Origin of the sequence: Larkinella sp. C7, assembly GCF_006149005.1 — a bacterium.
Classification (GTDB): Bacteria; Bacteroidota; Bacteroidia; order Cytophagales; family Spirosomataceae; genus Larkinella.
The window spans coordinates 392260-404894 of record NZ_VBSL01000005.1 but is presented as its reverse complement, the minus strand read 5'-3'; the positions used below and the strand labels follow the sequence as shown (position 1 = coordinate 404894).

The window sequence follows — 12635 nt, the reverse complement described above, 5'->3', positions numbered from 1 at the left end:
CGCGTTTTGTTTGCATGCGTCAGCCACCGTAAACCGAATACCGTAAACCGTAAACTCATTTCGCCTTCCGGATATACGCCAGCAGATCCGCCATTTGCTGCGGGTTGATCTGCTTTTCCAAACCGACGGTCATGGCCGACATGTTCATGGCTTTCAGGGTCTCGATGTCCTGCCGGGCAATGGTGGTTTCCTGGCCGCCCTGGTTGCGCAGGGTGAGGGCCGTTGGTGTTTCGGTCGAGATCAATCCCTGCTGGGTTTCGCCGTTTTTCAGCGTGATCGTCCAGAGGTCGTAGCCGTCGGCGATAGACAGGTTCGGGTTTAGAATGTCGCCCAGAATAGAGGCCGGTCGCCGGTTTCGGATGGTCGCCAGATCGGGGCCGTAGGCAATACCACCCGCGCTGCTGATCTGGTGACAAAGCGCACAGTTCTGCTGGAAAACCAGCGCACCTTTGTCCGCATCAGCCGGTAGTTCCAGCGAAGTCTGGTATTGCTTGATGACCTCATCCCGCTGTTTGTCGCGTTTCGTCAGCAGCACCCGCGCCCGGTTTCGCGATTCGACGTTCGAGTTCGCCATCAAACCGACGCTGCGGGGCCAGCCGATGCTATTCTGGTCGATGGTTCCTTTTTCGACGGCATCCAGCAACAGCTTGATCCGGGATTGTCTGACCGGGTCCGGGCCGCTGAAAAACGTTGCAATGGCCGGTTCGCGGATGTCGGGGGTCATGACGGGCCACTTTTGCAACACATAGTCACTGACCGTGGCATCGGGGATCGAACTCAGCGTTTTCAATGCGGCCACCTGAACCGACAGCGGCTCGTTCGGCGCAATCATTTTTTTGAGGAGCGGAATCTGGGGCGTTGCGTCGCGCAGGGCTAGAAAACCGAGGGCTTCCGATCGCTTCTCTTCCGACTGTTTCGGGTCAGCCGCCGTCTGCACCGCCTGTTGAAAAGCCGCCGTTGTTTGGGCGTCGTCCGGCAGACCCGTTACCTGCAAAAACTGAAGGCAGGCCGAGCGAACGGAAGAGGAGGGGTGATCGAAAAAAGACCGGATTAGCAGTTGTTGTTCCGCCAGAAAATTTGAGTCGAGCGTCGCATTGCGCCGTTTTACGCCCTGAGCGACGCCTTTGATGATGGAGGGCTGCCACGTCTCTTTTTCCGCCGAAACCGGTACGAGCGCTTGCTGAAGGAGCGAATGGATCGTTTTCGGCGGCTGACTCACCCCGGTCATGGCACTGAGCCGCTCGACCAGCGAACCATAAGCCGGTTGGTCGGACTTGTAACGCGTCAGAACCGCATTGAGCAAATCGCCTTTTTGCGACGCCGGTGCGGAAAGGGCCGCGATCTGAACCCACTGGTCGTCGATGTCGGTAAACAGCAGTTTCTGTCGGGCACTGGCTGCTTCGGGCGTTTCAACAAAACCGAGGGTGCAAAGCAACTGAAACCGTACTTTCGGATCGCTGTCGGACGGCATCGCCAGCAACGCCGGAACCAGGGCCGGGGCGGTTTCGAGATGCAATTCAGCCAGTTTGATCGCGTTGGTTCGGACGCCCGGAACCGGGTCTTTCAAAGCCGCCGTAATCAATTCCGGGCGAAGTTTTTTCAGCCCTTCGAGCGTCCAGAGGGCGTGCAGACGACCCAGGGGCGACGACGGATTTTTCGCCATGACTTCCAGTCCGGCCACATCCTGAGGTGTCGCACGGTCCAGCAAAAGCCGCTGGGCATTCCGGCGCCACCAGCCATTCCGATCAGCCAGTTTTTCGATCAACTGCGCATTGGTCGCCTTTCCCAGCAGGTCTTTGTTCAGGACGGCCGGTTGGGTTCCTTTGGGCGTGATGCGGTATATGCGGCCCTGATCTGTTCCATTGTATAAGGCCCCGGATTTGATAACGTCTTCGGCCATCCATTCGGGGTGTTCGACAATTTGCCGGTAATAATCAATGACATACAGCGCGCCATCGGGTCCGACGTACATATTGACGGGTCGAAACCAGGCGTCCGTCGAAGCCAGAAATTCTTTGCCGGTGTGGACGCGGCTGGCCGTAAAACTGGCTCCTTTTTCATGGATTTTATCGAAATGAATCAGATTGCTGACGGGTTCGGCCACAAACGTCACGCTGTCGTACAGGGCCGGAAACGCCCTGCCCAGATACGCCGTTATGCCACAGGCCGACGTGATCACGCCAATATCCGTGAGCAACTGCATTTGCGGATTTTTGGTGATCGGAAACACTTCGGCGGCATTGCCGTGATCCGAAATCGACTGGGTGACGTTGGAAACCAGCAAATCCGGATTGCGCTTCAGATACGGCGTCGTGATGACCTCGTGGTAGGCGTGGTTGGCGTTGCTCACCAGCAGGCGGTTTCCCCAGGCGTCAAAGGTATGGCCAAACTGCGTGTTTCCGGCCACCGGTTCGAGTTCGTAGCGGTCGGGCCGAAACCGGACGCTGCGGCCACTGGCGTTGTCGGGCAGGCGGATGCCGCCGGGCTTTTGGGGAAAGAAGACATCACTTCCCCGGTCGCCAAATTCTTCCTTGTAGACCTGCGCCGTCACTGCCGATTCGTGGGCAAGGTAAATCCAGTTGTCGAGACCCAGGAAGGGCGCGTTGACGTTGTGTTGCGGATTCGAGAGGGCAAAACCGGTCAAAACCGTGTCGCGGACGTCCGATTTTCCATCGCCGTCGGTATCTTCCAGGTAGTAGACATTCGGCGCATCGGTCACCAGCACGCCTTTTTTCCAGCGCATGATCCCGGTGGGCAACACGAGATTCTCGGCAAAAACCGTACTTTGGTCCATGCGCCCGTCGCCGTCGGAATCGGTGAGCAGCTTGATTTTTCCGGTACCGGTTTTGTCGAGCGGATAACCGTGCATTTCCACGACGTAAAACCGTCCATCCTCGTCGATTTCCATCGCGACCGGATCGGCCACCAGCGGTTCGCTGGCGACCAGTTCGATTTGAAAACCGGGTTCGAGTTCAAACGTTTTCAAAGCCTCTTCGGGCGAGGTTCCTGAAGAGGTAGATGACTTCTGACAACCCGGCACCATCACCAGGCTGGCAGCGATCAGACTGTAAAAAAGATACTGCTGTATTGTAGTCAATGAAATTACCATTGGGTCAGTAATTCGGGTTTTGGGTCAGCTTCGTATTCTGGTTCAGCGCCGATTGCGGAATCGGCAGCAAATAGTTTTTATTGGCAAAAAACGTTTTGCCGCCTTCCGGTGCAGGAATGACCGTGTATACCGGTTTTCCGCCCACCAGCTCAATTTTCATGGCGTGCAAGGTTCCGTTCAGGTTCTTTTCCGCCAGCTTCAACCGCATCAGATCGAACCAGCGCCGTTCTTCAAACGCCAGTTCCACCCGGCGTTCCCGCATGATGGCCACCCGCATCTCGGCCTGCGTCAGGCCGGTTTTCAGGTTCGGCAATTCCGACCGCGTCCGCACCTGGTTGATGGCGGCATACACCGACGCGTCCGGCCCAACGGCTTCGTTCTGGGCTTCGGCGTAACTGAGCAGCACCTCCGCATAGCGGTAAATGATAAAACTGCCGCTGTTCAACAGGTGGTTGCCGTTGATGGTGTATTTCGGGTTGAGTCCCTTCCGCAAATAGTAACCGGTATTGGTCGCTTCATTGGTATTACTCAAATCCGTCGCATTCCGACTACCGACACCTTGTTTCATCACCATTTCGGCCCCCACCCAAGTCGATCCGTCGTAGACAATGGACTGATAAAACCGCTTTTCCCGGTTCACATACGGGTTCTGCGGATCGTAGCCCGAAGCCGGATCTGAAATTGGTAAACCGTTGGCCATCGCGTATTCGTCCACCAGTTCCTGCGTCGGGTCGACGCCACCGTAGGCTTTTTGAACCCCGCCAACCATCCAGGGCCCCCAAAGGCCTTCTTTGCCACTGCCCAAGGCCGTTCCACCGAGGTATTGCTTGGCAAAAAGCACTTCCACATTGTTGTTGTTGTCCTCGTAAAATTGCGTTTCGTAATTGGAAAACAGGCTGTGTGAACCCAGATCGATGACACGCTTGTTGGTGGCGGCCGCCAATGCCCAGCGGGCTTTGTCGTTGGCGGTATTTTTCAACGGGCTGGCCCAGAACAGTTCGCACCAGCCTTTCAGCGTCAGCGCCGAGGCTTTGGAAACCCGGCCCGCTTCGGCCTTGAGCGGCAGATCATCGACAATGGCGGCACACTCGTCCACAATGAATTTGTAGGTTTCTTCGTCGGTATTCCGCGCCCGGAAAATGGCGTCGCCCTGCGTGTTCTGGTTCAGCGAATTGGTGATGATCGGAACCCCGCCGTGGGCGGTCCAGAGCAATTGGAAGTAATAGGCGCGCAAAAACCGGGCTTCCGCTAATTTGGGTTTTTTCCAGGTATCCGGAAAGGCCGACGCCGTAACTTTTTCGATAAATAAATTGGCCCGGCGGATGTTGGCATACTGCCCCCACCAGTTGGGCGCGTTGCTGGCTGTATAGACCGACGGCGAGTATAAAACCCGGCTGGGCAGCCCGTTGACGCCGTTCATCGCGTTGTCCGTAAAGTTTTCCCACGGGTCGAAGGTGTTGAACGGGCCCGGAATGCCCGAGTAGACGTTGTTCAGAAACAGATCGGCCGTGGCGGCATCCGTCCAGACGATGTCGTCCGAAATCTGGTCTTTGGGAGCCACGTCCAGAAAATCTTTGCAGGAGAAAACTCCCAGGATCAGGAACAGCAAAGCTACTTTGCCATTCAACTTCATAAGCCTAGACAGGTTCATCGTGGGTGTTTGTTTTCAGGATTAAAAGGTAACATTCAAGCCAACTGACATCACTTTCTGCTGCGGATAACTCCAGGCATTGGCCTGCGTAATTTCCGGGTCAAAATTCCGCAGTTTCGTCCACGTCAGGATGTTCTGCCCCGATACGTAGATCCGCGCATGCTGGATTTTTATTCGCTGCGTGATCACCGACGGAATCGCATACGACAGGGTCGCGCTTTTCAACCGCAGGTAGCTGGCATCGCCGATCCAGAACGACGACACCTGGGTGTTGTTGGTCGTCGGGGCGTTGGTGATGCGCGGGTAGGTAGCATCCGGATTTTCGGGCGTCCAGTAGTCCAGCGTTTCCCGGACCGCGCCCATGCCGTTGCTGAAGGCCCAGGCCGCACTGCCCGAATAATAGAAGTTGGTTTTGGCCGCTCCCTGAAAAAGAATATCGAGCGTAAAACCTTTGTACTGAATGTTCGGCGCAAGGCCGTAGATGATTCGGGGCGTGGCAACGGCGTCCCCGATCCGCGTGAGGTCATCGTCGTTGATTTTGCCGTCGTTGTTCATGTCCTGATACCGAATGTCGCCGGGTTGCACTTTGCCCCAGGGTTGGGTGGCAATACCGGTTTTCAGATTACCAGCCTCGTCGAAATCGGCCACCTGAAAAAGACCCAGTGATTGAAAGCCAAACTGCGTTCCGAGCGGTTTTCCGGTCAACCGGCGGTTGAGGTTGTTGTAAGTTGCCCCGGCTTCAAACACCTGCAACAGCTTATTTTTGGCGTAGGTGAAATTGCCGTTCAGCGAAACGCGCAGGCCGGACGGAAACCGGTGCGACGAGCCAATGGACAGGTCGATGCCCTGGTTTTGCATGATCCCGGCATTCACCTGACTCAGCCCGATGCCGTATTCGGACGGCACAATGACGTCGGGGTTGACCAGCATATTGGAGCGTTTTTCGTAGAAATAATCCATTTCCAGGTTCAGCAGGCCTTTCCAGAGCGTGGCTTCGATCCCGACATCGGTCTTTTTCGCGCGTTCCCAGGTGATGTTCGGGTTCGGTTCATTGCGTTCGCGGAGGGCCTGAACGGCGTTGCCACCAAGCACATAGGCCGGACCCACCACGCTGTAGGTACTCATGTACTGAAAGGCACTACCTGCCAGCGCACCCACTTCGCCGTACGATCCGCGCAGTCTCAGGTTATCAATCCAGCGAACGTTGTTCTTGATGAAATTCTCTTCCGACAACCGCCAGCCGAGCGAAAAGGCCGGGAAGAAACCGTAGCGGTTTTCGGGGGCAAAGTAATAACTGCCATCGTAGCGACCGCTGGCTTCGAAGAGGTATTTATCGGCGTAATCGTACGTGACCCGGTAAACCAGACCCATTTGACGTCCGTAGTTGGAGGTTCCGGTGGTCGTCATGTCGGCTTGACTCGAACTCCCCATGTCCAGTTCGTCGATGCCCAGGTTGTAGTTCCGGCGGGTGGCGCCCAGCAGCATTGCGTCGTTGGCTTTGGCTTCAAAAACCGCCAGGGCACCCACAGTGCTTTTGCCAAACGACCGCACGTAATTCAGGCTGGCCTGGTAAGTCAACTGCTGGGTCTGGTTATAGGTCTGGTTCAGCGACGATTTGGCCTGACCGAAAATACCGTCGGTGATCACTTTTGTCGCCGTATTGATCGTGGCCAGATGAACGGGGGTCGTCCAGATTTTATCCAGGATCATCGTCGGGTCGTAGGCAATCGTACCTTTGGCGACCAGTCCCGGAATGAACGGAATCTCCTGTTCCACCGACAGTTGCGAATACAAAGCAGTCGTGTTGGTTTTCTGGTAGCCGCTGTTGTAAATGCTGCCGGTGACGTAGGTGCCATTCATGCCGTTGCTGAAAAACAGCGGACCGTTCTGCAGGTGAGAATAGGCAATCAGTTCGAAAAGACGCGACGTTCCAATCGAGGGATACTGCGACTTTTGCACCCGACCGTTCAGGTTGAAGGAAATTTTGGTTGTTTTGGTCGCCTGTGCATCCAGGTTGATGGCCAGATTATAGCGTTTGTTACTGGTTGAGGGCCACATCCCGGCCTGGTACTGATACCCCAGGCTGGCGTAGTATTTGATCCGCTCGGCCCCGCCCGACAGTTCGATGTTGTGGGTGGTGATGACGGCGTTGCGATTGACTATTTCCTTGACGTAATTGTCAGCCGGGTATGAATCGTTGTCGGAACCGTCTCTGAATTTCTGTAACGCTTCCGCCGAATACGGTTCTGGCAACCCGGCGTATTTGGCGGCAGCGTTTTTCAGTGAGGCAAAATCGTAGCCGTATAGATAATCGGGCATAACGGTCGGATTCTGAAAGCCGACGTAGGCATTGTACGTCAGCGATGGCGTACCGGTTTTGCCGCGCTTGGTCGTTACCAGCACCACGCCATTGGCGCCTGCCACGCCGTAGGGTGCCACCGCTGCGGCATCTTTCAGGATCGTAAACGTTTCAATCGTGTTGGGATCAAGCTGCTGAAAACTGCGGGGGATATTGTCCACGATCAGCAGCGGCTGGTTGTTGCCCGTGGAGGAAATCCCGCGAATGTAGATATTGGAACCATCGCGACCGGGTTCGCCGGAAGCCTGTTTGACAATGACGCCCGGCAACCGGCCACCCAGACTGTTGCTCAGGTTGGTGACGGGAACAGAGGCAATTTCTTCGCCTTTCATGGCCGAAACAGCCGCCGTCACCGAGGTTTTCTTTTGAACGCCGTAGCCCACCACAACGACTTCACTCAACGCTTTGATGTCCGGTTTCAGGCTGACATTGATCTCGGTACGGCTCCCCACCAGTACTTCCTGCGGTTCGTAGCCCACAAAACTAAAAACCAGAACCGCTTCCGGGCCGGGGATGGCCAGCTTGTAGGTGCCGGTTCCGTCGGAGGTGGTTCCGCGCGTCGATCCTTTCAGGACAATGCTCACGCCGGGCAGGTCTTCGCCTTTTCCGGCGTCGGTCACCCGGCCCTGAATGGTGATGTCGGCGACAACCGGTTTTTCCACGACGCGGGCCGCCGGAACCTCTAGCGCTGCTGCTTCGGCGGTCGGTCGGCTTTCGGTCTGGCGGGCGAAAGGGGCTTCGGGAAATCGACTCGGATTGATTTCCGACCTCCGCTGCGGTTCTTTGGCGGTGATCACGTAGCCCCCGTTCTTTGATTTTTTATAGCTTAACCCAAACGGTTTCAACACCGTTTCCAGATTGGTTTCCAGCCGGTCGTCCCAGCGGATGGCGTCCGACGAAACCACGTAGCCCTCCACAATCCGGTCGAAAAACAGAATGTCTACTTTATAATGGTTTTTCAGTTCCCGCAGGGTTTCTTTCAACTGGCGGTTTTCGGGCCTCACAGACAGCGGCTGGCGGGCTGAGGTTTGGGCCTTCGCGAGCATTTGGGCAAAACCTGGCTGGATAACACCCAGCAGCAGAATCAGCAGTGGTGGTATTCTTTTTTTCATGGAGGTAAGTAAGAAGTAATGGGTTCGTAAGCAGAAATGAGAAGACGTACGGTGGGTTAATGAGCGGGATTCGGAATGACAATGTGGTTGCCGGTGCGTTTGTAGGTCAGGGCCGATCCTTCCATCAGCGACTCCAGGAGTTCTTCGGCGTTGCGGGCTGTAAACGAGCCGGAAACGGTCCATTTGGCCAGTTTGGGATCGGTGATTTCCAGCACCAGGCCGTAGTTTTCCCTGAACAGATGGGTAATTTCTTCGAGCGTCGTTTCTTCAAACACAAAGCGGTTTTCGCGCCAGGCCGAAGCGTTTTCGGGCTGACTCAGTTTCCGGAGTTGGACCTGCCCATCACGCCGGTTTAAGGTCACCAGATCGCCCGGTTTCATCATCAGTTGCCGGGGTGATTGACCCTCCTGATACCGGAGTTGCACCTTCCCTTTGTTCAAAACGACCTTGCCGCCCCGTTCCCGGTTGTACACCGAAAATTCAGTGCCGAGAACGACGACCTCGAAGTTGCGGTTTGTCTTGACCACAAACCGCTGATCGTCCGGCGTGTGGGTAACCGAAAACGTGGCCTCGCCCGACAGGGCCACATCCCGCGTCTGATAGCCAAACCCAAACCGGGGCACCTTCAGCGTCGAGTTGGCATTCAGCGTCACTTCACTGCCGTCGGCCAGCGTCAGTTGCCGGGTTTCACCGTAGGTTGTGCTGTATTTTTCGTTCAGGATGGCATCCCGATACACCCAGCCACACCCGACCAGCAGAGCCACCGAAGCCGCAGCAACCCACCGAAACCAGGGCTGATGGGTTATGGGAAGGGGCCGATCGACACCAGCCGGTTCGTCCTCCTGCGGGGCCTGAGTCATCCGCATCTGGTGACGGTTGAGGGCGGTTTGAACATCGGCCAGATACTGCGGATGCTGGCTTTCCCAGATTTCCAGCCAGTGGAAAAACTGTTCCCGGTTGTCTGTATCTTTGGCCCATTCGTCGATCAACTGCTTCTGGAAAGCCGTCGTGCGCCCCGCGAAGTAGTTGAACAAGAGTTCTTTCGTTACCTGTGTTTTCATAAGTCAGACCGGTTTCGGGCTGGCAAAAACCGCCACGCCAAAACCTATTTCAGGGGGTTGTTGTGGTTTTATTGCGGATACTGGCAGAAGCTGAGGAGCAAAATCAGCCATTTGTCTTTCAGGAAAGCCCGGACGTGGCGGATGGCCCGGTACATGTGGACTTCGACGGTTCGGAGGGAAAGGTTGAGTTCCTGGGCAATCTCGGTGTATTTCCGGCCTTCAAACCGGTGCATGACGTAGACCTGCCGCTGTTTCATCGGCATGGCGTCGATGGCTTTTTCCACGTCGTGATACAGTTCTTCAAACTGCGTAACGGAGTCGGGTTGCTGCTCGCTGGGAAATGAAAGCCGCTCGGCCTGGTCGAGTGAGGTGCTGCGTTTCATTTCGGCCCGGACGTAGTCGAAGGCCCGGTTTCGAACGGCGGTGAACAGGAAAGCGCGGTAAGACGTCGTTATGGTGAGGTAAATGTGGCCGACGTGGAATTCGTAGAAAATGTCCGAAACGATGTCTTCGGCAATTTCTTTGGATGATACAAACCGGACGACGTGGCTGCACAGCGACTGGTAATAGTGCTGAAACAGCAGCGCGATGCCCGAATCCGGGTTCTGTTCAAACGCCTTTTGAATCAGCCGTTCGGCATCCAGAGCCACCGCCGGTCGCTGAAAATGGGCCGGGGGATGAGTACTGAGCGGACGCTCCCCGAGTGAAAATGGGTTTGCCGGGTTGCCATTTGGGTCCGGTACTAAACGTCTAACCTCTCCCATGTTCGATAAATGGTGAAAATACTAGTCAGAAAGGCGAAATCACTGCTTCGATACAGGGAGACGATTGGGTGCGGGAAAAACACTTACCGTAATTTTATATTTATTTGGCAGATTTGAAAAATAGTTTGAAGAAAGTACCGATTGGCGGTTTACTTGCCAATACTATTTTAGAAAATGAGCCAATACGTCAATTATGAATGGTCTATGAAAGCGAATCAGAGAGTCGAAACCGGTCAATCCGTTGAAGGAACCGTAGCCACGTTCAACACTTCATCGTTTCCGTTTAAAGTCGGTTTATTCGGAATTGGTCTGGATACCTACTGGGCGCAATTCGACGGTCTGGAAGCCCGGTTGAAAGGCTATCTGCAGCGCGTCGAGTCGCGGTTCCGTCGCCCGGGTGTCGATGTGGTTAATCTGGGCCTGGTCGATTCGCCGGAAAAAGCCCTGGCGGCCGGTCACCAGTTCCGGCAGGCCGACATCGATCTGTTGTTTATTTACGTGACGACCTACGCGCTGTCGGCGACGGTGTTGCCGGTGGTGCAGCGGGCCAAAGTGCCGGTGATCGTCCTGAATTTAGCCCCCGAACCGGCCATCAACTACGGGTGGTTCAATCAGTTGAATGACCGAACCCGGATGACCGGCGAATGGCTGGCCTACTGCTCGGCCTGCCCCGTTCCCGAAATGGCCAACGTGTTCCGGCGGGCTGGTATTCCGTTTCACCAGGTTACTGGTATGCTCGAAAACGACCCCGAGGGCTGGCAGGAAATCGATGAGTGGATCGAAGCCGGGCGGGTGGCCCATGTCATGGCGCACAACTGCCTGGGTTTGATGGGCAATTATTACAGCGGCATGCTCGACATTTATTCCGATCTGACGCTGCAAAACGCAACCTTCGGCGGCCACATGAAAATTGTGGAAGTTGATGAGTTGTCTGCCCTGCGGGAAGCGGTTTCGACGGAACAGATTGCCGGGCGAACGGCGGTTTTTGCCGAAACCTTCGACGTTCAGGCCGATTGTTTACCTGAGGAACTCGATCGGGCTGCCCGAACCTCCGTGGCGCTGGATCAGTTGGTGGAAACCCACGGATTGGGTTCGCTGGCGTATTACCACAAAGGCAGCGGCAATCCGGCGAATGAAGACACGATGAGTTCGGTGATTCTCGGTAATTCACTGCTGACGGCGCGGGGCATTCCGGTGGCGGGTGAATATGAAGTCAAGAATGCCCAGGCCATGAAGATCATGGACAGCTTCGGCGTTGGCGGTTCGTTTACGGAATATTACGCCATGGACTTTGCCGCCGATGTGGTGCTGATGGGCCACGATGGTCCCGGTCACATCCGCATCGCCGAGGGCAAAACCAAGGTTCGCCCGCTCTACGTGTATCATGGCAAAGTGGGTCGGGGCCTTTCGGTGGAAATGTCGGTGAAAAACGGGCCGGTAACACTCCTGTCGGTGGTGGAGAACGGAAACGGGAAAATCAGCCTGCTGGTCGCGGAAGGCGAATCTGTGCCGGGACCGATTCTGCACATTGGCAACACCAACAGCCGCTACCGGTTTTCGCCGGGTGCGCGGAACTTCGTACAGACCTGGAACAGCCACGGCCCGGCGCACCACTGCGCGGTGGGGGTAGGGCATATTGCATCCAAACTGGCCAAACTGGGGGCGTTGCTGAAGGTGGAGGTGATTCAGGTGTGTTAGCGGGTCAAGATTACAACGGCACCGGCCGCCCGGTCTTGGCTAACCCGATTATTAAATCTTCTTTGTCTGATAAATTGGAATTTCTGGATCGATTTTTGCATATACAAAACCAAGGACCGTTTAGTAAAGATTCCCTCTTTTTTCCCTTCTGCTGCTTCTTCTCTTGTCACCGAACTGGTGACCCGGCCCCCTCTCTTAGTGAGTTTTCTTCATACGCTGTTCAGCAAAAACAAGGTGAAAGTCTTTATCCGGTATATGGTTAGTGTTCGTTGCAAAATGATTGTACAGGCAATTTTTAAAACGACCGGCCTGGATTGTGAAGTGGTCGATCTCGGTGAAGTAGAGGTTCGGGGGACAATTTCTGTCGGACAAATGGATCAGTTGCGAACCGGTTTATTGGAAGCCGGGCTCGAACTGATTGACGATAAAAAAGAAGTGCTCATCGAAAAAGTGAAAAACGTCATTGTGGAGCTGGTTCACTACACCGATGAGCTTCCCAAAATGAAGAATTCGGACTACATCAGTTCGAAACTGAAGTATGATTATACCTACCTCGCCAACCTGTTCTCGGAAGCGGAAGGTACGACTATTGAAAAATACATCATTGCTCATAAGATAGAACGGGCAAAAGAATTGCTGCGGTACGACGAACTCAATCTCACCCAAATCTCCTACAAACTCAATTACAGCAGTGTCGCCCATTTGTCCAACCAGTTCAAAAAGGTGACCGGAGTAACGCCTTCCAATTACAAGCAACTCAAACAAAATGGACGCAATACGCTTGAAAATGTGTGAATAATGTAACCTTTCTGAGGAATTGTGTAACATATACGAGTTTGCGAAAGCCCATCTTAGCACTGCAAAACAAAACCAGTCTGATC

Annotated in this window: 7 protein-coding genes; 2 read left to right on the top strand and 5 right to left on the bottom strand. The window is 54.9% G+C overall.

Annotated features, from left to right (window positions below):
- Positions 1-55: 55 nt before the first annotated feature.
- From FH871_RS15265 to FH871_RS15245, 5 genes are all read right to left on the bottom strand, one after another.
- Positions 56-3109, bottom strand: coding sequence for a PVC-type heme-binding CxxCH protein (locus FH871_RS15265; RefSeq protein ID WP_138992280.1), 3054 nt, complete (start codon positions 3107-3109; stop codon positions 56-58).
- 4 nt (positions 3110-3113) lie between these two features.
- A complete protein-coding gene (locus FH871_RS15260) occupies positions 3114-4760 on the bottom strand; it encodes a RagB/SusD family nutrient uptake outer membrane protein (protein WP_138992279.1) in 1647 nt (548 codons plus the stop codon).
- 21 nt (positions 4761-4781) lie between these two features.
- Entirely contained in the window at positions 4782-8231 is a 3450-nt protein-coding gene (locus FH871_RS15255) for a TonB-dependent receptor (RefSeq protein WP_171062854.1), read from the bottom strand.
- 56 nt (positions 8232-8287) lie between these two features.
- Complete coding sequence (locus tag FH871_RS15250) at positions 8288-9292, bottom strand: FecR family protein (protein WP_138992277.1); 1005 nt, start codon at positions 9290-9292, stop codon at positions 8288-8290.
- 68 nt (positions 9293-9360) lie between these two features.
- Positions 9361-10056 carry an RNA polymerase sigma-70 factor gene (locus FH871_RS15245; protein WP_138992276.1) on the bottom strand — a complete coding sequence of 232 codons (696 nt, stop codon included), beginning with the start codon at positions 10054-10056 and terminating at the stop codon, positions 9361-9363.
- A gap of 204 nt (positions 10057-10260) precedes the next feature.
- Here FH871_RS15245 and FH871_RS15240 point away from each other — a divergent pair, with 204 nt between their 5' ends.
- Positions 10261-11754 carry an arabinose isomerase gene (locus FH871_RS15240; RefSeq protein ID WP_138992275.1) on the top strand — a complete coding sequence of 498 codons (1494 nt, stop codon included), beginning with the start codon at positions 10261-10263 and terminating at the stop codon, positions 11752-11754.
- Positions 11755-12030: 276 nt separating this feature from the next.
- Positions 12031-12549, top strand: a complete 519-nt coding sequence (locus FH871_RS15235) for an AraC family transcriptional regulator (RefSeq protein ID WP_229317312.1) — start codon at positions 12031-12033, stop codon at positions 12547-12549.
- The last annotated feature ends 86 nt before the right edge of the window (positions 12550-12635 follow it).

What these genes read in the sequence shown, in the direction of transcription:
- FH871_RS15265 (WP_138992280.1), bottom strand. Translation starts at nt 3,109, where the DNA reads ATGGTAATTTCATTGACTACAATACAGCAGTATCTTTTTTACAGTCTG.
- FH871_RS15235 (WP_229317312.1), top strand. Translation starts at nt 12,031, where the DNA reads ATGATTGTACAGGCAATTTTTAAAACGACCGGCCTGGATTGTGAAGTG.
- FH871_RS15255 (WP_171062854.1), bottom strand. Translation starts at nt 8,231, where the DNA reads ATGAAAAAAAGAATACCACCACTGCTGATTCTGCTGCTGGGTGTTATC.
- FH871_RS15260 (WP_138992279.1), bottom strand. Translation starts at nt 4,760, where the DNA reads ATGAACCTGTCTAGGCTTATGAAGTTGAATGGCAAAGTAGCTTTGCTG.
- FH871_RS15245 (WP_138992276.1), bottom strand. Translation starts at nt 10,056, where the DNA reads ATGGGAGAGGTTAGACGTTTAGTACCGGACCCAAATGGCAACCCGGCA.
- FH871_RS15250 (WP_138992277.1), bottom strand. Translation starts at nt 9,292, where the DNA reads ATGAAAACACAGGTAACGAAAGAACTCTTGTTCAACTACTTCGCGGGG.
- FH871_RS15240 (WP_138992275.1), top strand. Translation starts at nt 10,261, where the DNA reads ATGAAAGCGAATCAGAGAGTCGAAACCGGTCAATCCGTTGAAGGAACC.